At 29.2% G+C, this 19580-nt stretch carries 21 protein-coding genes; 17 read left to right on the top strand and 4 right to left on the bottom strand.

Annotated features, from left to right (window positions below; all coding sequences use genetic code 11):
- Positions 1 to 22 precede the first annotated feature (22 nt).
- A complete protein-coding gene (locus BN3657_RS07255; RefSeq protein ID WP_062552371.1) occupies positions 23 to 775 on the top strand; it encodes a YfjL-like protein in 753 nt (250 codons plus the stop codon).
- 91 nt (positions 776 to 866) lie between these two features.
- Here the strand turns inward: BN3657_RS07255 and BN3657_RS07250 are convergent, their stop codons facing one another.
- Positions 867 to 2009: a tRNA(Met) cytidine acetate ligase gene (locus BN3657_RS07250; protein ID WP_062552370.1), complete on the bottom strand. Its 1143-nt coding sequence runs from the start codon at positions 2007 to 2009 to the stop codon at positions 867 to 869.
- 101 nt (positions 2010 to 2110) lie between these two features.
- Here BN3657_RS07250 and BN3657_RS07245 point away from each other — a divergent pair, with 101 nt between their 5' ends.
- The 8 genes from BN3657_RS07245 (at position 2111) to BN3657_RS07210 (ending at position 7554) form a co-directional block, all read left to right on the top strand.
- Positions 2111 to 3307: an acetate kinase gene (locus BN3657_RS07245; protein WP_062552369.1), complete on the top strand. Its 1197-nt coding sequence runs from the start codon at positions 2111 to 2113 to the stop codon at positions 3305 to 3307.
- 71 nt (positions 3308 to 3378) lie between these two features.
- On the top strand, positions 3379 to 3909 hold the full coding sequence (locus tag BN3657_RS07240) for a YceD family protein (protein WP_062552368.1): 531 nt from the start codon (positions 3379 to 3381) through the stop codon (positions 3907 to 3909).
- A gap of 2 nt (positions 3910 to 3911) precedes the next feature.
- Positions 3912 to 4094 carry a 50S ribosomal protein L32 gene (rpmF, locus tag BN3657_RS07235; protein WP_019124550.1) on the top strand — a complete coding sequence of 61 codons (183 nt, stop codon included), beginning with the start codon at positions 3912 to 3914 and terminating at the stop codon, positions 4092 to 4094.
- Positions 4095 to 4251: 157 nt separating this feature from the next.
- On the top strand, positions 4252 to 4707 hold the full coding sequence (gene tnpA, locus BN3657_RS07230; protein ID WP_062551533.1) for an IS200/IS605 family transposase: 456 nt from the start codon (positions 4252 to 4254) through the stop codon (positions 4705 to 4707).
- A 302-nt stretch (positions 4708 to 5009) separates the two neighbouring features.
- A complete protein-coding gene (locus BN3657_RS07225; RefSeq protein WP_062552367.1) occupies positions 5010 to 5591 on the top strand; it encodes a hypothetical protein in 582 nt (193 codons plus the stop codon).
- 4 nt (positions 5592 to 5595) lie between these two features.
- The gene (locus BN3657_RS07220) at positions 5596 to 6147 is read left to right on the top strand and encodes a hemerythrin domain-containing protein (protein WP_082676835.1); all 552 of its coding nucleotides are present in this window, start codon (positions 5596 to 5598) and stop codon (positions 6145 to 6147) included.
- Positions 6148 to 6254: 107 nt separating this feature from the next.
- Positions 6255 to 7121, top strand: a complete 867-nt coding sequence (locus tag BN3657_RS07215; protein ID WP_062552366.1) for an S-layer homology domain-containing protein — start codon at positions 6255 to 6257, stop codon at positions 7119 to 7121.
- A gap of 73 nt (positions 7122 to 7194) precedes the next feature.
- Positions 7195 to 7554, top strand: coding sequence for a hypothetical protein (locus BN3657_RS07210; protein ID WP_062552365.1), 360 nt, complete (start codon positions 7195 to 7197; stop codon positions 7552 to 7554).
- Positions 7555 to 7620: 66 nt separating this feature from the next.
- On the opposite strand, the gene BN3657_RS07205 is transcribed toward BN3657_RS07210, so the two are convergent.
- Positions 7621 to 8868 (bottom strand): hemolysin family protein, encoded by a 1248-nt coding sequence (locus tag BN3657_RS07205; protein ID WP_187363628.1) that lies wholly within the window; start codon positions 8866 to 8868, stop codon positions 7621 to 7623.
- Between the two features lie 79 nt (positions 8869 to 8947).
- The gene (gene glmS, locus BN3657_RS07200) at positions 8948 to 10774 is read right to left on the bottom strand and encodes a glutamine--fructose-6-phosphate transaminase (isomerizing) (RefSeq protein WP_062552364.1); all 1827 of its coding nucleotides are present in this window, start codon (positions 10772 to 10774) and stop codon (positions 8948 to 8950) included.
- A gap of 279 nt (positions 10775 to 11053) precedes the next feature.
- Here glmS and BN3657_RS07195 point away from each other — a divergent pair, with 279 nt between their 5' ends.
- The 8 genes from BN3657_RS07195 (at position 11054) to BN3657_RS07160 (ending at position 17796) form a co-directional block, all read left to right on the top strand.
- Positions 11054 to 11785 (top strand): acyl-[acyl-carrier-protein] thioesterase, encoded by a 732-nt coding sequence (locus BN3657_RS07195; protein WP_062552363.1) that lies wholly within the window; start codon positions 11054 to 11056, stop codon positions 11783 to 11785.
- Positions 11786 to 11858: 73 nt separating this feature from the next.
- On the top strand, positions 11859 to 12608 hold the full coding sequence (locus BN3657_RS07190; protein WP_062552362.1) for a peptidylprolyl isomerase: 750 nt from the start codon (positions 11859 to 11861) through the stop codon (positions 12606 to 12608).
- Positions 12609 to 12615: 7 nt separating this feature from the next.
- The gene (locus tag BN3657_RS07185) at positions 12616 to 13947 is read left to right on the top strand and encodes a GTP pyrophosphokinase (protein ID WP_062552361.1); all 1332 of its coding nucleotides are present in this window, start codon (positions 12616 to 12618) and stop codon (positions 13945 to 13947) included.
- A 48-nt stretch (positions 13948 to 13995) separates the two neighbouring features.
- Complete coding sequence (locus BN3657_RS07180; protein WP_062552360.1) at positions 13996 to 15450, top strand: aminoacyl-histidine dipeptidase; 1455 nt, start codon at positions 13996 to 13998, stop codon at positions 15448 to 15450.
- A gap of 13 nt (positions 15451 to 15463) precedes the next feature.
- Entirely contained in the window at positions 15464 to 15799 is a 336-nt protein-coding gene (locus BN3657_RS07175) for a DUF1292 domain-containing protein (protein WP_062552359.1), read from the top strand.
- Positions 15800 to 15807: 8 nt separating this feature from the next.
- Positions 15808 to 16716 carry a TIGR01212 family radical SAM protein gene (locus BN3657_RS07170; protein WP_062552358.1) on the top strand — a complete coding sequence of 303 codons (909 nt, stop codon included), beginning with the start codon at positions 15808 to 15810 and terminating at the stop codon, positions 16714 to 16716.
- A complete protein-coding gene (locus tag BN3657_RS07165; protein ID WP_019138401.1) occupies positions 16713 to 17138 on the top strand; it encodes a hypothetical protein in 426 nt (141 codons plus the stop codon). Before BN3657_RS07170 ends, BN3657_RS07165 begins: the two co-directional genes overlap by 4 nt.
- Before the next feature lie 103 nt (positions 17139 to 17241).
- Positions 17242 to 17796, top strand: a complete 555-nt coding sequence (locus tag BN3657_RS07160; protein WP_062552357.1) for a DUF6648 family protein — start codon at positions 17242 to 17244, stop codon at positions 17794 to 17796.
- Positions 17797 to 17951: 155 nt separating this feature from the next.
- On the opposite strand, the gene BN3657_RS07155 is transcribed toward BN3657_RS07160, so the two are convergent.
- A complete protein-coding gene (locus BN3657_RS07155) occupies positions 17952 to 19559 on the bottom strand; it encodes a hypothetical protein (protein ID WP_062552356.1) in 1608 nt (535 codons plus the stop codon).
- Positions 19560 to 19580 lie beyond the last annotated feature (21 nt).

Genomic DNA, 19580 nt, shown 5'->3' with positions numbered 1-19580 from the left:
ATAAAAGCTGGAGTTGGTGACTATGAAGAAGAAATTTAATTTCAAAAAATTTTTTATAGGACTTGGTATTGTTTTTGCTATAATTTTTTTATTTTTTTATTTTGCCATATTTGGAAATCCTATTTCTAGGCTAATAGCGGAAAAGTCTGCTGATAAATATATAAAGACCCACTACAAGGATCTGGACTTAAAGCGTGATGAGACCTTTTATAATTTTAAGGATGGCTACTACACTGTAAGGCTTAGCAGCAAAAAAAGTAAGGATACTAAATTTATCTTGGGCTTTGATAGCTTTGGTAAGTTGAAACAAGATACTTACGATTCTATTTTATTTAATACCAAGATTAGATTGTTAGATGAGTTAAGGGAATATGGGGCTACTATTCAGAAAAAGTATAATTTTCCTTATGATATTTCTTTAAACACAGTTGAGGATGTCCCTAGAGAAGACTTAGTCTTAGATCAAGAATTTGATTTTGATAATTTTAAGGAAGAAGTGAGTGCAGAAGTTGTTGGTTTTTCAAAAAATCCAAATCTTGAAGAGTGCTTAGATGTTCTTTGCGATTCACAAAAAATTTTGGACAAGACTTCTTTAAAGGTCACTAAATATTCTGTTATTTTAATTCCAGAGGAAAATAAAAAACCTGATGGTGAAGCTGAGTCATGGCAAAATTCTCTTGGAGTCTACGATGTTCCAGAAGATGTTGTAAGGAATAGGGACCTAAAGAAATTTAAAAATATTTATGAAGAAGCAATAAGTAAAACCAAAGACTAATAAAAAACTCTCATTCTAGGATTTCTATTTTAGGATTTCCTAGGATGAGAGTTTCTTTTTGTCTTTTATTAAAACGTTGATTTTTAAAAATTTATAAATTTTTGTAGACTTCAGTGGTAAAGTCTGTTTTTATTTTTCCAGATTTTATGTTATAAAGATCGCTTGCCAAAATTTCCTTATCAAGCATTTCTTTTGTGATGCCAGTTGAGCTGTCGTAAAAGGATTTAAATGAATAAATTTTATTTTTATTTTTTGATTTTTTAAAAATTTCAATGCCTCTTTCGTCACAAGCAAGGACTCTTGTGTAGGGTTCTTTTAAAGAATTTTTTATTAGGTCTTTTTTTATATCCAATATAATTTCAATTACAAGTCTTTTAATTCTAGATCTGCTGTGTCTTTTGGAATGAACTTTTTCTATAAATTCTTCAAAGTTTTTAGCATCGATGTTTTCTAAAAGTCTATTTTCAAGTCCTTCTTCATAGTCAAAATATTCATTGAAGTTTATTTTTTCAGAAATCATCTTGTATTTAAAAATTTCAAAATAATTTTCTAGATTATTTTCTGGGACTAATTTATAATCAGGAATAAATTTGCTGACATCTTCTCCCTCATAAGCAAGTCTTCTTATGTGAGATGCTGATGCAAAGTCACCGAGGGAAAAGCCATCGTCGTGATTTACATTTTTTCTTTTTATTGAGTGAGCTTCGATTTTTGAATCTAATTTTGCAAGACTATTTAAGTATTCAAGTCCTAATATGTTATTTGGTTTTTTTATTATTTCTTTTTCTTCTTGACTTAAAAAATCCATGGCAAGTTCACGGGATTTTATATATGAATTTCCCTCTGCTAAAAATTTTTTTATCTTTTCATCATCCAAATTTTTATAGATTTTTTCTGATAAATTTTTTAAAGTGGATGCGTCATTTTCACTGCCAAAGTAAAGTCTATCAATTATGCCCATAGAATTTAAAATAATTGTTGCCCCTAATGAAAAAATTTCTGCATTAGATGTAGAATAAAGTAAAGGCAATTCTAATACAAGGCTTGCACCATTATCCACTGCTATTTTTGCCCTCTTGTATTTATCTATAATAGCAGGTTCGCCCCTTTGGACAAAATTTCCAGACATTAGGACGACAATAAAGTCTGTATAGTCCTTTTTTATTTTATTAATTTGATAAGCGTGTCCCTTGTGGAAGGGGTTATACTCGGCTATTATAGAAGCAATTTTCATATTTTAAATCTCCAATTATTGACTAATGGCTACAACTGTTATAAACTAATTATTAGTTATTATACTATATTTAATAAATTTAAAAAACACGAGGAGGAAATATGAAGATATTAGTTATTAATTGCGGATCATCTTCTCTTAAATATCAACTTATTGATATGGAAACTGAAGATGTTATGGCAAAGGGTTTAGTTGAAAGAATCGGAATTGAAGGTTCAAGAATTAAACACGAAACAATAGGTAAGGAAAAGAAAACTATTGAAACACCAATGCAAGACCACAAGAGAGCTCTTGAACTTGTAATGGAATCCCTAACAAATGAAGAATACGGTGCAATAAAATCTCTTGATGAAATTGATGCAGTAGGTCACAGAGTTGTACACGGTGGCGAAGATTTTGCTAAATCCGTTATTATTGATGATAAAGTTTTAAAGGGAATTGAAGATAATGTTGAAATAGCTCCTCTTCACAACCCACCAAATATTATGGGAATAAAGGCTTGTCAAAGACTTCTTCCAGATGTTAAACAAGTTGCAGTATTTGATACAGCTTTCCACCAAACTATGCCAGAAGAAAGCTACATCTATGCTCTTCCATATGAATATTATGAAAAATATAAAATTAGAAGATTTGGTTTCCACGGAACTTCTCACAAATACATTACAAATAAGGCAGCAGAAATGCTAGGTAAAGATGTAAATGAAGTTAACCTAATCACTTGTCACCTAGGAAATGGTTCAAGTATCTGTGCAGTTGAAAATGGTAAATCTATTGATACATCAATGGGCTTCACACCACTTGAAGGACTTGCAATGGGTACAAGATGTGGTGATTTAGACCCAGCTATTCTTCCATTCATTATGGATAAAGAAAATCTTTCTACTGAAGAAATTAACACTCTTATCAATAAAAAGTCAGGCGTACTAGGAATTTCTGGAGTATCAAGTGACTTCAGAGACATTGAAGAAGCAAGAGATAAAGGAAACAAGAGAGCAAAACTTGCACTTGATATCTTTGAAAAAAGAGTTCGTGGATATATTGGTTCTTACATGACAGAACTTGATCATGTTGATGCAATTGTATTTACAGCTGGTGTTGGTGAAAACTCTATTGAAATGAGAGAATCAATAGTTGCTGGATTAAAATCTTTAGGAATTAAATTAGACCCTGAAAGAAACAACGTAAGAGGAGAAGATAAACTTATTTCTTCTGACGATTCTGCTATCAAAGTTTTTGTTATTCCAACTAACGAAGAGCTTATGATTGCAAGAGATACTAAGGAACTTGTTGAAGCATAATTTTCTATATAGTATTGACAATTTAAATTTTAAAAGTTATAATAATTTGTATGTATTTTTGAGGTGAGTATATGAAATTAGATCTTTTTACTTTTTTGTCTTCTGATGATATCAGATTAGACTTTGATGGTATTCTAGAAGATAATGATACAGATTTGAATTTAGAAGATCTCAATCTCATCTATCCTGTAGAGTACAGTGGATATATTCATGATTTGACAGGGGAATTAGAACTTTGTCTCAATATTTCCTACAAATTTAAGGCGATTTGTGACCGATGTCTCAAGGAATTTGTAAAAGAAAAAGAGACAAGTTACATTGCTTACAATTTTAAAGATCCGAGTCTATATGATGAAAATTCTGTAGATGAGTACTTTGAAATTAAAGATGATTCCATAAACCTTTCAGAAATTATTTTTTCACAAATTATCACTTCCATAAATGGAAAAAATTTATGTAGTGAAGATTGCAAGGGACTTTGTCCACATTGTGGCAAAAATTTAAATGATGGACCTTGTGATTGTGTGGAAGAAGAAGTAGAAGAAGTTGTGGACCCAAGATTTGGGAAGTTATTAGATTTATTTAAAGATGAGGAGGTGTAGAAATGGCCGTACCTAAGAGAAAAACTTCAAAACAAAGAAAAAACAAGAGAAGAGCATCTTCTTATAGATTAAATAAAGCAACAGTAGTTGAATGTCCTAACTGCCATGAAATGAAATTACCTCATAGAGTTTGTCCTTCTTGTGGACACTATGCAGGCAAAGAAATTATTGCAGAAGCTGAATAATAAAGTGAGACTTAGGTCTCGCTTTTTTGTAATTAGAATACCCCTGGTTAGACCAGGGGTTCAATTTAGCTTTAGCGATGAAAAACTAATAAAAAAAGACCTCCATGTTAAAATAAATTGTGGTTTACCAGAACACAAAAATAACAGGAGGTTTTTTATGAATTTAAATCATACACATAGTCTATCACATACAAAATGGAATTGTAAATATCATGTAGTGTTCGCTCCGAAATATAGAAGAAAAGTATTTTACGGAAGCAAAAGATTAGAAATAGGTGCAATATTAAGAGAGCTTTGCAACTGGAAAGGAGTTAACATAATAGAAGCAGAAGTTTGTCCAGATCACGTGCACATGTTGTTAGAAATACCACCAAAATTGAGTATATCTAGTTTTATGGGATTTTTAAAAGGCAAAAGCAGTATTATGATATACGATAAGTGGGGTAGCTTAAAATACAAATACAGAGGAAGGCAATTTTGGTGCCGAGGATACTATGTAGATACAGCAGGAAAAAATACAAAAGCAATAAAAGAGTATATTCATAACCAACTTAAAGAGGATGAATTAAGTGGTCAGATAACAATGGACAACACAGACCCCTTTAGGGGTTAGCTAGTAGTAATTGCAAGTGGTAAACCACAAGCGTCCTTGAGACGCAGCTAGCAAAAAAGGTCCTTTGGACCGCAAAAGCAAAACCACCGGCTACGCCGGTGGATTTTTATTTTATTGTTTTTAATATTTGAGATAATTTATTTTTGTAATTTTTAATTATATAAATTTGAAAAAACTCTCTTTACAAGATTTTGTTAAGAGGGTTTTCTATTAGTTTTAATTTAAATAAAAGTAAAGTGTGATATTTGTCACATTGTTTTTTGTAATTTAATGTTAAAATTTTAATAGAAAAGAGGGATAAGATGAGTTTATTTTTAGGATATATTCACTATATGATGTACGATAAAATTATGTTTCAAGAGAATATTTTAGAAGATTTATTAAATCTTTTAGATGAAGATGAAAAAAATAGTTTAAAAAAAGAATTAGATGCAAAATTTTTAATAGAAAAGGGAGATCTAAAGGATATAATTGACGAAAGTAACATTCACGGATGGCTAGATGAAAGGGTTAAGAGAAGTGAAAATAGGCTTGCAAAAACTGTTTTATATTTATTAAAAGATTTTACCATAAAAGATTTAGAAGATAAATTTTATGAAATTGGTAAATCTTATGAAGCCGGAAACTCTCCAAGCCAAGTCTTTAATTTTATTAGTTCAAAATTTTTAGATGGCATGCCTTGTGATCATGCCCTTATGATTCTAAAAAATGAAGATGATGAAGTTATTTTTAATATAGCAAGAGATGTCCACAAAGAAATTTGGGAAAAATACCTAGATCCAAAAATTTACTGGAATCTTAGAGACAGTTTTATAGCTGGAAGTTTAGAAAAGTCTAATTTAAAATATAAAAAGATAGACGAAAATTATGTAATTGGGAAGTGATATAGTGGATTCTTTAAAAAGTACCATAGATTATTTAGAAGAAGAGCACAGAGAAATTATTAACTTTTGTGACAAAATGGAAGAAAAATGTTTAGAAATTTTAGATGGCAATCTTGATATAAAATTTTTTAGAAATGCTATATTATTTATTAGAAAATATGCTGATGGACTTCATCATAAAAAAGAGGAAGATATTTTATTTAAGGCAATGCTTGAAAATCTAGGACCTATAGCAGAAAAAGTTGTTAGGTCTGGAATGCTTGTGGAGCATCAAATGGCAAGAGGATATGTAATGGAGCTTGAAAATAATTTAAATCTATACGAAGAGTCTTCTTCTGATCTTGCAAAACTTCACATTTTAACAAATGCCATGTCTTATGTTGAACTTTTAAGGGACCATGCAAAAAAAGAAAATCAAACTGTATATCCCTTTGCTGAAAAAAATCTTTCTGAAGAAGTAAAAGTGAATGTAAAAAAAGAAATGGAAGAAAGAATTAAGGATGAAAAAGAGTATTTAAAAGATAAGGAAAATTTGATGAAATTATTGGGATTATAATTTTAATACTTTCCCAGATTAGTAAAAAAATTACAAATTTATTACAAAATCTATGAAATAAAGATTTTCACAAGACTTTTTGGTATTATGAGTCTTCGAGGTGAAAAATGAAGAAAATATTTATATTGATGATAATGTTAATTGCTTTGCCATTAGAAGTCTTTGCAGCTAAAGAAGTTGCTATGCCTTTAAATGTCAGTGCAGTTAAAGACAATGAAGTTTATAATTTTGAGATTAAAAATGCCAAGGCTAATGATTTAATTGAAATCGAAGTTAAAAGTGAAGGAAATGAAAATAAGGGAACATTTAAGAAAAATGTACTTGAAAAAAATAATAAAAAATTTATTTCTCTTAGTCAAAATGAATTAAACGCTAAGGTTGGTCCTTCTAGTGGATATTCTTTTAGACTTAGATTTGCCAACAAAGATCAAAGTTCAAATTTTACAAATGAACTGCATTTAGGTAAAGCTCCTATTTTTAGAAATTACAGCAATTGGGCATATAAGGATTTATTAAAGGCTGAGAGTCTAAAACTTTTTTCAAAGGATCTTGCTAGCAATACAAAAGCTCAAATAACAAGAGAAGAATTTGCAGAAGTTGCAGTTAAAGCTTATAAGATTAAGTACAAGAGATCTTCTCAAGGGTCAATAAAGCACTTTAAAGATACTAATAACAAGTACGTGAATATGGCATATGATCTAGGAATAATGAAGGGAAAGGGAGATGGAACTTTTTCTCCAAAAGCTCATATTACTAGAGAAGATTATGCTGTAGTTATTTCTAATATTTTTAAATTAGAAAATGGAAAAAATTGGACTATAAATGACGGCAAAAACATTTCTCATTATGCTAGGGAATCTGTAAATAAGGCACTTAATGCAAAGTATTTAAATTTGGATTCAAATAAAAAATTTAATCCTAAAAATGAAATGAAGAGGGAAGAAGTTATCTCTTCAATAGTACGTCATATTTAACAATATTTTTACAAAAAGTTTAATTAAATTATAAAATACAAGATTTTATGATATAATACTTCCAGGTGAGATAATGAAAAAAGTAATTTTTGACATTAGTCCACTTGGAAGTTTTCAATTTTCTTGTGAGACTTACATAATTTATTATAGGGAAAAATATGGACAAGATATTTTTTTCTATACTAGAAAAGATGGAAGATACTTAAAAGTAGAAGATGATGACGAGCTAATGAACTTAAAAAATAGGGTGATTGTCCATAAAGATTTAGGTCCAGAAGTTGATATGATTTCCCATGATATGGATACAAGAGTACTTCCTTTGGGAGAAGAGCTTGAAGAAGATGAGCTTCTAATTGATATTGTAGAAAGATTGGGAGAAAGAGCTAGTTGGAAAAATTCCAATATTAAAGTTGTAGAAGTAAATGAAAACTGATCCTTAAAATTAAATAGGCAAAAAGAAAAGAGATTCAATGGCGAATCTCTTATTTTTTTCTTGCATTTATTTTTTAGGAAAGTCTACAAGTATTTTTTCTATTCTATTTTTTGTCTTTTTAATAATTGTAAAATTTAAATCATCAATTTTTATTACTTCATTTAATTTTGGAAACCTATCTATATTTTCGATGATATATCCACCGAGAGAATCAAATTCTTGACACTCAAGTTCTGTTCCAAATCTTTGGTTTATTTCGTCAATGTTGACTGAGGCGTCTATTAGATATTTTCCTGGAGCGATAGTTATTATGTCTTCGTCTTCTTCTGTGTCGTACTCGTCAGAAATTTGTCCCACAATTTTTTCGAAAATATCTTCAAAAGTTATCATGCCCTCTGTTCCGCCATATTCATCTGTAACAATAGCAACAGATAATTTATTTTGTCTCATTTCAGAGAAAAGTGTTCCTGTTGGTTTATATTCAAAGGTAAAGAAAGGTTTTTTAAAGAAATTTTTATTTTCTTCAAGTGATTTTGATCTATCCATGTGAAAAATATCTTTAACATTTAAAATTCCAACAATGTTATCTAGATTATCTTCATAAACTGGCATCCTGGAATAAGAATATTCAGAAATTTTTTTGATAATATCTTCATAGGATTCATCAATTTCAATAGCAACAATATCTGTTCTCGGAGTCATAATGTCCTTAGCATAATTGTCCTTAAAATCAATAACATTTTGAATCATCTTAGACTCATTTTCATTTATAATTCCTTCCTCTATACCCAAATCCATAACATCGATTAAATCATCTTCAGTTATTAGTGGTGCCTTGTAATCTCTATCTTTTATAACAACCTTAATAATCGATTGAGATAAAAAAGTTATGAAAAGTGAAAAAGGTCTCAAAAAAGCAATAAAAAAATTTAAAAATTTAGCATATTTTGGAACAATTTCCTCATAATTTTTTTTGCCTAAATTTCTTGGCAAACTTTCCCCAATAATTATTACACTAATTGTGGATATTAAAACTCCAAGAACTATGCCGAGATTTCCCAATATCTTATAAAAGAAGATACTAGTAAAAATTATTGCAAGTGAGTTGGAAAAATAATCTAAGATTAATGTAGAAGAATAAATATTTTCTTTTTTTACAAGTTTTTTAATAATGGAAATATTCTTTACTTCTAAATCTTCTAATTTTGAAAGTTTTACAGAGCCAAGGGCCAAGTAGGCATTCTCAATTAGGGTAAATAAATAGGAAAAATACATTGCCACAAGGGCTAATAAAAGGTATATGTAATCAATCATATAATTCAACTCCATTTTAAATTTTATACCCCAAAAATAAAAATAAAATCTAAAAAAGCTGCCCATCGGCAGCCTTTATTTATTCAACAGTTACTGATTTTGCTAAGTTTCTAGGTTTGTCTACATCATTTCCAAGTAATACAGAAGTGTAATAAGCAATTACTTGTTCAGGTATTACTGCAAGAAGTGGTGTCAATAAATCAATTGTCTTTGGAATTTCTATTATCTCATCTGATGAATCTTTTACGAATTCATTTCCTTCTTGAGCTATAGAAATGACTTTTGCTCCTCTGGCAATTAGTTCTTGGTTATTAGATACAGTTTTATCTAATATTTTGCTGTGAAGAGCAACTGATATAACTGGAGTGCCTTCTTCTATAAGAGCAATTGATCCATGTTTTAATTCGCCAGAAGGGAAAGCTTCTGTGTGAATGTAAGAAATTTCCTTTAGCTTTAAGGCACCTTCTTTTGCAGTTATATAGTCAAGAGATCTTCCAGTGTAGAAAATTGACTTTGAATTTTTGATAGAATCTGCAATTTCTTTAAATTCTTCTTTGTGTTTTAAAATTTCTTCAATTTGGTCTGGAAGTTTTTCCATATTTTTTATTATATCTTTTACTTCATCTTGAGAAATTTTATTTAATTTAAGAGCTATATCCATTGCCAAGAAGTAAAGTGAAATAACTTGAGTTGTGTATGCCTTAGTTGATGCTACAGATATTTCTGGTCCAGCATAACAATATATAACCTTATCTGCTTCTCTTGAAATAGATGATCCAACAACATTTGTTACTGCAAGAGTCTTTGCTCCAAGTGATTTTGCTTCTCTTAGTGCTGCAAGAGTATCAGCTGTTTCACCTGATTGGGACACAAAGATTACAAGGGACTTGTCATCTAAAAACATATTTTTATATCTAAATTCAGATGCGATTTCAGAAATTACAGGGATTTTTGCAAGATTTTCTATGGCATATTTACCAGCTTCTCCTGCGTGGAAAGCAGTTCCACAAGCTGTTACAAAAATTTTATCTATTTTTTTAAGTTCTTCTAGTGATAAACTTCCTTCGCTTGGAAGATTAATCTTATAATCATTGTGCTTAATAGAAATAACTTCTTTTAAAATAGAAGGTTGTTCGTGAATTTCTTTAATTAAGAAGTGATCGTAACCTTCCTTTGATGCATCTGATGCAGAAATTTCAACTTTAGTAATTTCTCTTTCGACTCTATTGTGATTTTTGTCGTAAATAGTGTAAGAATCTTCTCTCATATCGACAATATCACCATCTTCAAGATAAATTATTTTATCAGTGTGTTCTATAACAGAAGTGATATCACTAGCTATGAAATATCCGTCATCACAAATTGCAAAAAGAAGCGGAGAAGAATTTCTAACAGCAATAAGTCTATTTGCTTCATTTTCATCTATGATTCCAAGGCTGTAAGCACCTGATAAAATATCAGTTGATTTAAAAACAGCTTCTAGAATATCTCCATTGTAATTATCAGAAATTAGATTTGGAATTACTTCTGTATCAGTTTGTGAAAGGAATTTATGTCCTTTTTTTATTAATTGATTTCTAAGTTCCAAATAATTTTCAATAATTCCATTGTGGACAACAGAAATCTTTTTATCTGTACTTAAATGAGGATGAGCATTTATTTCATTAGGTTCACCATGAGTTGCCCATCTTGTGTGGCCAATACAAACCTTTGATGCGTATTCATCTTGATCAAAAGAATCTTCTAGGACCTTTATACGGCCCTTCTTTTTAAATGTTTCTAATTTATTATCTTTTATAAAAGAAAGTCCAGCAGAGTCATAGCCTCTGTATTCTAATTTTTTTAGACCTTCTAGTACTAATTTCGTTGCATTATTTTTTCCAATATATCCAACTATTCCGCACATATTTCTACCTCCAAATATTTTAGAGACTCACTACATTTATTTTGTTATAAAATTACTTTTATTTTTTGTAAAATGTTTAGGCTGTGAAACCTCTGGAGCATCCGCCGATTTTCGATAACTCCATTCCTCGTCATCCAAATAGGATCAGGCGCTTAGATTATTTTTGTCTCTTTCAGTTGATTTTATCATACTGTCTATTTAATGTAAACTTATAAAGAAGCTTGGATTATATGAGGAATTTAGATATAGAATTATGTTAAAATTGTAATGGAGGTAGATATGAGCATTTTTTGTAAAGAATATACTGTAAGAGATTTTCTGTGTAAAGATGGAGAACTTACAACAAATAATATTATTGAATACTTAATTGAAACTTCAAATTATCATTCAATAGATTGTGGACTATCTAATGAGTATTTGCTTTCAATGGGATATACTTGGATGATTTATAAGTGGAAGATAAGATTTTTTAGAAAAGCAAAATCCTTTGAAAAAATTAAAGTAAAGACTTGGGCAAGTGGTTTTAGAAATATAAATGCTTTTCGTGAATTTGAAATTTATGCTGGTAATGAAAAAATCTTGGAAGCATCATCTATATTTTTATTAATTGATTTGGAAAAGAGAAAAGCAAGTAGAATTCCAGAAGATATAGCAAATGCATATGGAGTTTGTGAAAATAAATTTTTTAAAAACATAAAAAGGGTAAATGAACCAGAAAACTTAGATCCTATAAATAGATTTTCCTATAAAGCCCTTAGAAGGGATATTGATTTTAATGATCATGTTAATAACAGCGTATATCTTGAACTTATTTATGAGGCTTTGCCAAGTAAATTTTCTGATATAAATTTTAGTGAAATAAATATAAATTATATGAAAGAAATAAAAGTAGATGATGAAATAATAATTGATGTTTACAAGGATAATTTTGATTTTTATTTCTTCTTTAAAAGTCGAGACGAAAGCCAAATTTATGCGAGAGTATCTGCTAAATATGAAAGCTCATATTAGTTGAAAAAATAATATTCAAATGTTAACATACTTATAGAAAAGATATTATTCGAGATAAATTACGGAGGTAATAATGGATAAAGATAAAATTTTAGCAGAAGTAAATGGCAAGAAAATAACAGGGGTTGACTACAACTTATTTATTGACTCCCTAAATCCACAATTAAAACAATATTTTGGCGGAGAAGAATTAAATAAAGATGTAGTAAATGAACTTGTTTATCAAGCCTTATTATATGAAGATGCAATGGAAAAGGGCATGGATAAAGATGATGAATTTTTACAAGTTGTAGAAAAAACTAAGGAAAGCATGCTTAAAACTTATGCACTTGGAAAACTTCTTGCTACTGCTGAAGTTACTGATGAAGATATAAAAAAATTCTATGAAGAAAATAAAGAAGCCTTCATACAACCAGAATCTGCAGATGCATCTCACATATTAGTTGAAGAAGAAGACAAGGCAAGAGAAATTTATGAAAAAATCCAAAATGGAGAAAGCTTTGAAGAACTTGCTAAAGAATGTTCAACTTGTCCATCAAAGGAAAAAGGTGGAAATCTTGGAACTTTCACAAAAGGACAAATGGTAAAAGAATTTGAAGATGCTGTTTTTGAAAATGAAGTTGGAACAATTACAGAGCCTGTTAAGACTCAATTTGGCTATCACATTATAAAAATTAATCAAAAAAATGATGCAAAGAAACTTTCTTTTGATGAAGTAAAAGATAAAATTGCTGCACAAGTGAGAAGACAAAAAGAACAAGAAATTTATAACGAAAAAATCACAGAATTAAAAGATAAATACGAAGTAAAAATGAATATTTAGGTGAATTATGAAACTTGAGCTTTTTAATTACATCGATGATGTAATGAATCTTTTTGATTATCACAAAATTGAATTAGCGGGAGTTAATAAAGAGCTTAAAAAGTATTTTACAGATTTATTTATCGGTGATGATAGACTTACTAATATTACCACTAGAATCAAGACACAGGAATCTCTTCGTGAAAAACTAATTAGAAGAAATTTTTTCATGAGGTTTCCTGATCCTGTTAGTGGATTTAATTACATTCAAGATTTAGTTGGCATTAGAGTTGAGTGTCGTTTCATAAAAGATGAAGAAGATTTGTACAAAAAAATAATTGAAGATTTTACGATAAAATCAGACAGGGGTTATTATAAGTCTAATAAAAACAAAAAGATTAGTCTAAAGCTTGATGACCCCCAACCTCAAACACTTGCAAATGGTTTCACAATGTATAAACTCGATGGAGAATATGACACAGGGTCTTATATTTATTGTTTCGAGCTACAAATCAAATCCTTTGTAAATGTATTTTGGGGTGAAATTGATCACAAGCTTCTTTACAAAAATTACAATTACATTATAACTGAAGGTTTTTTTAGAGAAATAATGAATTCAATCAATGACAATTTGAAGATGATTGACAAGCAACTTATGATTTTGTACGACCATGTAAAAAAACAAGATGCTTCTGAGACTATTTCTGCAGAAAGTCAACTAAAAAAACTTTTATCAAAAATTCTTCACGACGTTTTTACAACAAAAATCCACGAAGAATTAGGTATTTTTATAAATATAAGAATTATAACGGATATTGTTGTTGATTTTTTATTTATGAAATCATCTAAAAATAAGGATTTAAGTTATGGAGAAAATTTTATAAATTTAATTAACAAGGTGAATTCTGTTTCTGGAAATGAAATGGACTTTGAAGAATATATAGTATTTCAAAAAGATCCTAAATATTATGACAATTTTTCAAGAGGACTGACAGAAGTTTTGGGAAATGTTCTAAATCGTGATCTGGATTGGAATGTTTTATTTAAAATTTTAAAGAGAATGACACAAGAATCTTATAGTGAGATTTTTACGGAATTTATTATTTTTGTGAGATATGAATATAGCAGTGAGCTTAGACAAGTTTGTGAAAATAAGAATCTTACTAAAGAAGAGTGCGATGATTTTGAAATAGAATCATTATCCCTTGTGCTTGATGAATTTAGAAAAAAACCTTCTGTAGATTTCTTAATGGACACTTCTCTAAATAAATTTAGGTCAGTAATTTGTGAAATTGACAAGTCTGATGCCCAAACTACAGGAAAAATGATGAAAATATTTAGAGACAATTATACTTTTTAAACTGTAATTATTATTAGTTCTTATGTATAATAGACCTAGGAGGTTTAAATGGAAAAAAAAGATAGCTTATTAGAGAATAGAACTTTTTATTATTTTGATAAATTGACAAAAATTCCTAGATGTTCTTGTGAAGAAGAAAAAATAAGAGATTATTTAGTTTCTTTTGCGAAAGATCACAATTTGGAATATAGAACTGATGCAATTGGTAACGTTGTAATAGTTAAAGAAGCTACAGAAGGCTATGAAGATGTAGACAGTATAATTTTACAAGGTCACATGGACATGGTTTGTGAAAAAACTCCTGAATGTAGTATTGATTTTTCAAAAGATCCAATAAAATATGAAATAGATGGCGACTATATAATAGCTCGTGAAACAACTCTTGGTGCAGATAATGGAATTGCTGTTGCTATGACACTTGCTCTTTTAGAATCTAGCGACTACAAACATCCAAAGATTGAAGCACTTTTCACAGTTAATGAAGAAAGTGGAATGACTGGTGCTGGAAATCTTGAAAAGGGAATGGTTACTTCTAAGAGATTATTAAATATTGATTCTGAAACTGAAGGTGTTGGATGCATTTCTTGTGCAGGAGCAGAAAGAGACCTCATTAAGTTAAAAAAAGAATATAAAGAACTTGATAAAGATAAAAATCTTTATGAAGTTATTGTAAATGGATTAAAAGGTGGACACTCTGGACAAGAAATTCAAGTCGGTCTTGGAAATGCTGTTAAAATCTTGGGAAGAAGCCTTTATAGATTGTTCCAAACAGTTGATGGTGATTTAATTGAAATTGAAGGTGGAGCAAAACCAAATGCTATTCCAAGATATGCAAGAGCACTAGTTGCTGTAAAAGAAGAAGACATAAAAGAAGTTCAAGATTTAATTGTTGAATTAAATTCGCAATTTGTAACTGAACTTGGAAAAGTGGATCCTGATGTTAGGATAAACTTTGAAAAATCCAAAGAGTCCTTTGAAAAAGCTCTTACAAGTGATTTAAGAGATAGAATTGTTAATCTTTTAAATTTATTGCCAAATGGTGTTATTTCAATGAGTAAAAACATTCACGGATTAGTAGAAACATCTGTAAATGTTGGTGTAATTGAAAATAAAGAAGATAATGTAAATATTATTTCAAATATAAGATCTTCTGTATCTTCTCACAAGGAATATATAGGAAGTGTAAATAAAATTGCTGCAAAAACCTTTGGAGCAGAAGTAGAAATTATTGCAAAATATCCTGCATGGGAATATAAAGAAAATTCTCCATTAAGAGAAGTAGCAAAGGAAGCTTACAAAGAAGTAAGTGGCAAAGATTTTAAGCTTGAAGCAATTCATGCTGGACTTGAATGTGGAATTTTTGTTGAAACAATAGGGGATATAGATATGCTTTCTATTGGACCAAATATGAAGGGAGTTCACGCACCTGGCGAACATCTTTCTATTTCTTCAACTGAAAGAGTATTTGATTTCTTAATAAAAATATTAGAAAAATTAAAATAAATTTGGAGGAAATATGAATAACGAAGAAAAAAACCTACACCAACACGATGAAAACTGTGAATGTGGTTGTGGACACGACCATGATCACGAAGAAGGCTACCAAACTCTAACTCTTACTTTAGAAGATGATAGTGAAATGGTATGTATAGTCCTTGGAATCTTTGAATGTGAAGGAAATGAATATATTGCACTTCTTCCAGAAAATGAAGAAGATGGCGAAGATGTATTTATTTATAAGTACAAGGAAATAAACGAAGAAGAAGTTGAACTTGATACAATTGAAAGTGAAGAAGAATTTGAAAAAGTTTCAAAAACTTTCGAAGAAATTTTTGACGACGAAGAAGAATAATTTTCTATATGACTTATAGAAAGTATTCGGATTTTTTAAAAGACAAGTTTGGCGAAAAAGTCTATAAGCTTCCAGTTAAACTTGATTTAACTTGTCCAAATAGAGATGGAACTTGTGGATTTGGTGGGTGCATTTTTTGTGGCGAAGAAGGCGGAAGTTTTGAAAATAGTGAAGGCACTGTTAGAGAACAACTTCTGAAGAATATGGCCCACATTAGGAAGAAATATAAAGCAAAGAAATTCATTGCTTATTTTCAAAATTTCACCAATACCTACATGCCCTTTGAAGATTTCAAAAGAGTAATCGAAGAATCATTAATAGAAGATGTGGTTGGTCTTAGCATTTCTACTAGACCAGACTATCTTCCAAAGGCTCATTTAGATTATTTAGAAGAATTGAGTAAGGATTACTTTGTGACTCTTGAAATTGGACTCCAAACTCCTAATTATCACAGCTTAAAAAAATTAAATAGGGGACATGGACTTGCTGAATTTATTGATGCAGCTTTAAAACTAAAAAAAAGAAATTTAAATATTTGCACTCACATAATTATTGGATTACCATGGGATGATGATTTAGATATTATTGAATGTGCAAAAATTTTAAATGTGCTTGGCGTTGATGAAGTCAAAATTCATGCTCTTTATATCCTAAAGGGAACAGCTCTTGGTAATATGTATGAAAAGGGAGAAATAGAACCAATTTCTTTAGAAGATTACAAGAAAAAAGTTATACTCTTTTTAAGAAATCTCAAAGATGATATAATAGTTGAAAGAATAATAGGAAGAGCACCTTATGAAGACTCTCTCTTCTGCAACTGGAATACTTCCTGGTGGAAAATTAGAGACGATATTATAAATGAGATGCAAGAAAATGGATACACTCAAGGTGATCTACTGAAAGGAGAATTACTATGATAAAGTATATTTTAGGAAGCAAAGGCTCTGGAAAAACAAGATGGTTAATTGACAACGCAAATGAAGACATGAAAAAGGGCGATGGAAATATTGCTTTCGTAGAAGTTGATGATGATCACATTTTTAGCTTAGACTATAATGTAAGACTTATCAATGCAACAGAATACAGACTAAATTCAATTGAAAGTTTTTACGGTTTTATCTGTGGACTTCTTGCAATGGATTATGATTTACACAAAATATATGTAGATGGAATTTATAAAGTTCTTAATCTTAACATCGAAGATTTAGAACATCTTTACAATAAAATTTCTAAAATTCCTGATGCAGAAAATAAAGAAATTTTTATAAATGTTGACTATTTAAAAGAAGACATGCCTGAAACTTTAAAGGATAATTGTCTTGAAGTAACTGGTAAATAAGGTGTTATAAGTGGATAGAAAAACAATGGTTAGAATTATTGCTTTATTACTTGTAATTGCAATGGTAATCCCAATAGTTCTTAGTGTGATTTAATGGTGCTTCGTGGAGTATAAGAAAAAAAAGGGAGTATTTGAAGATTTTTTTGAACACAGGTCCTTTCTAATTATGCAATATACTAATGGAGACCTGACGAAAAGGGAATTTTTACAAAAGAATTTTGATTATTTTGCTCTTAGAAATGCAAGACCCTATATAAAAGTAGACTCCTATGAAAAGGGAATGTATAATTACCAATATTATAACGTTATGGCAAAATATTACAGGGCCCTATCAAAGGATGTAAGAAATACAAAAAAACATTCAAAATACTACAATTATTATTTGAATCTTACAAATAAATACTATCATCTTAAAGACAAGTCTGTCCTTAGTATTTTAAAAATTCAGGATTTTAGGAATACTAAAGCCTATTTTATTAAGTGTCAATCAAAGACACTTAGAAATGAACTATATGAAATAGTTTTAGAAGATAAGAAAGAGGCTATTTTCCATTCAAAAGCTCAGTGGCTTTTGAAAGTCCTTCAAGAAGAAAATATTTTTGATGAAGGTATGAAGACATCTATAATAGATCACTATATTAACGAAAAATATTATTAAAAAAATAAAGACTGAAACAGAATGAATCTGGGTCAGTCTTTTTTTGACTCTATAATATCTGTTGGGGGAGTAAATCTCTAACAGATATTTTTTGACTCTATGTCAAATGGTGGGGGACACATTATCGAGTCTCTCTTTTTTATTAAATTTTAAGCTTATTTTGCTTCTCTTTTTATTTCAATTAAGAAGGATTCCATAATTCTCTTTAAATCTTTTTCTTGGCAGTTTATATCTAATGTGTACATATTGCCAGTTCCAGAATAGGAGAAGTGTTCTTTTAATTTTACGAAGATTTTCTTTAAATCGAAATTTAAATTTTGAGATCTTAGAATTAATATTTTAGAGTTGTTTCCATTTTTTATTCCGTAAATTTGTATAAAGTCCCTATCTTTTAAGATATAATTTGAAACTTCACGAAGCTCATTTAAATTTACATCTTCCAAAACTTTATAGATATAATTTAAACCTGAAACTTCAGTGGAAAAAGCCTTAAAGCTTTCCACAACTTGATAAAATATAGGAGATTTTTCTTCTTCTTTATGAGTTTTATCATTATCTAAAGAATTTGTACTTTTTTTATTTTCTCCCATAGATCTATTATCATCAAGTTTTTCTTGTTCTTTTTTGGAATCCATCATTTTATTTAAATCTTTAAAAGATTCAAGCTTGTACTTTTTGTGAAAATATTGAGAATCATAATTTTCTTCTTTTTTTGCATAATTCTTTGAATTATTTTTTTCTTTTTGGGCTTTTATTTTTTTATTTAGATTCTTAAAAGATTCAAGTTTATATTTTTCGTGAAAGATTTTAGAATCATATTTATCTTCTTTAATTTCTTTTTTTAACTCTTTATTTTTATTCTCAGGAACATTCTCTTTTTCTAAATTATTTAAAGAGTTTTTATTTTCTTCTGAAGATTTTTTATTGGAATTTTTATCATCAAAAGATTCTGAAAGTTTAGTTGAATTATTAATTTTGTCCTCTTTAAAACTTTTTTCTAAAACTTTAACTTCTTCATGGGATTTACCTAAATTTCTTGAAGAGTTTAGATTAGATCTTAATTTTTTAAGGTCAGAAAAAACAGAATCTATGCTATCACTATTGAGATACATCTTCATATTATCCAATGTATTTAGAGAATTACGAGCCAACTTGTAGGCATTTTCTCCAGAAGTAATTGTAAGTCTAAGCATTGAGTTTAATTTTTCAACAGAAGAAATTAAAATCATGCCAATTTCTCCAGTCCTTGTCAAGGCAGGACCTTCATAGGGAATGTCTGCAAGTCTTTCGATGGAAATGTGATCTTCAAAATTTTCTATAATTAAATTTGAAAAAACTGCATAATTTGCTAGAGATTCAATATTTTTGGCAGTCATAAATTTAAAATCTTTTGCAGAAACATCTATATAAGAAGAATTTTTTTGGACCTTATAGTTTAAGATTTCAATGTTAGTATTTGCTAAAAGGAAATGTCTAACAAGAGCATTTCCAAGATTTTCTTGCATAAGTAATAATCTATTTTTCCAAGCTATTTCTATTTCTACACTTTTGGATTCTTCATCAATTTTAAAATAGTTTTTATTTCCTGATAAAAAAATTGGATCTTCACCATTTATTTTTATTTCATCCTTGTCAACTCTTTCGCTACCAAGGAAGAAAGGTTGATTTTCAACTTTTCCATAAGTAATTCCGTCACGATTTATTTTATCAATTATTTCTAATTTATATTTTTTCTTGTAAGGATTTTTGTAAATTGAATTCATAATTACCTCCTCTAATATATT

Source organism: Peptoniphilus phoceensis (assembly GCF_001517665.2).
Taxonomy (GTDB): Bacteria; Bacillota; Clostridia; order Tissierellales; family Peptoniphilaceae; genus Peptoniphilus_A; species Peptoniphilus_A timonensis.
Note: the sequence above shows the minus strand (reverse complement) of the source record. Positions and strands in the feature narration are given on the sequence as shown.

What these genes read in the sequence shown, in the direction of transcription:
- BN3657_RS07255 (WP_062552371.1), top strand. Translation starts at nt 23, where the DNA reads ATGAAGAAGAAATTTAATTTCAAAAAATTTTTTATAGGACTTGGTATT.
- BN3657_RS07170 (WP_062552358.1), top strand. Translation starts at nt 15,808, where the DNA reads ATGACTTATAGAAAGTATTCGGATTTTTTAAAAGACAAGTTTGGCGAA.
- BN3657_RS07190 (WP_062552362.1), top strand. Translation starts at nt 11,859, where the DNA reads ATGGATAAAGATAAAATTTTAGCAGAAGTAAATGGCAAGAAAATAACA.
- BN3657_RS07155 (WP_062552356.1), bottom strand. Translation starts at nt 19,559, where the DNA reads ATGAATTCAATTTACAAAAATCCTTACAAGAAAAAATATAAATTAGAA.
- glmS (WP_062552364.1), bottom strand. Translation starts at nt 10,774, where the DNA reads ATGTGCGGAATAGTTGGATATATTGGAAAAAATAATGCAACGAAATTA.
- BN3657_RS07210 (WP_062552365.1), top strand. Translation starts at nt 7,195, where the DNA reads ATGAAAAAAGTAATTTTTGACATTAGTCCACTTGGAAGTTTTCAATTT.
- BN3657_RS07245 (WP_062552369.1), top strand. Translation starts at nt 2,111, where the DNA reads ATGAAGATATTAGTTATTAATTGCGGATCATCTTCTCTTAAATATCAA.
- BN3657_RS07250 (WP_062552370.1), bottom strand. Translation starts at nt 2,009, where the DNA reads ATGAAAATTGCTTCTATAATAGCCGAGTATAACCCCTTCCACAAGGGA.
- BN3657_RS07185 (WP_062552361.1), top strand. Translation starts at nt 12,616, where the DNA reads ATGAAACTTGAGCTTTTTAATTACATCGATGATGTAATGAATCTTTTT.
- BN3657_RS07205 (WP_187363628.1), bottom strand. Translation starts at nt 8,868, where the DNA reads ATGATTGATTACATATACCTTTTATTAGCCCTTGTGGCAATGTATTTT.
- BN3657_RS07240 (WP_062552368.1), top strand. Translation starts at nt 3,379, where the DNA reads ATGAAATTAGATCTTTTTACTTTTTTGTCTTCTGATGATATCAGATTA.
- BN3657_RS07225 (WP_062552367.1), top strand. Translation starts at nt 5,010, where the DNA reads ATGAGTTTATTTTTAGGATATATTCACTATATGATGTACGATAAAATT.
- BN3657_RS07215 (WP_062552366.1), top strand. Translation starts at nt 6,255, where the DNA reads ATGAAGAAAATATTTATATTGATGATAATGTTAATTGCTTTGCCATTA.
- BN3657_RS07195 (WP_062552363.1), top strand. Translation starts at nt 11,054, where the DNA reads ATGAGCATTTTTTGTAAAGAATATACTGTAAGAGATTTTCTGTGTAAA.
- tnpA (WP_062551533.1), top strand. Translation starts at nt 4,252, where the DNA reads ATGAATTTAAATCATACACATAGTCTATCACATACAAAATGGAATTGT.
- rpmF (WP_019124550.1), top strand. Translation starts at nt 3,912, where the DNA reads ATGGCCGTACCTAAGAGAAAAACTTCAAAACAAAGAAAAAACAAGAGA.
- BN3657_RS07165 (WP_019138401.1), top strand. Translation starts at nt 16,713, where the DNA reads ATGATAAAGTATATTTTAGGAAGCAAAGGCTCTGGAAAAACAAGATGG.
- BN3657_RS07180 (WP_062552360.1), top strand. Translation starts at nt 13,996, where the DNA reads ATGGAAAAAAAAGATAGCTTATTAGAGAATAGAACTTTTTATTATTTT.
- BN3657_RS07175 (WP_062552359.1), top strand. Translation starts at nt 15,464, where the DNA reads ATGAATAACGAAGAAAAAAACCTACACCAACACGATGAAAACTGTGAA.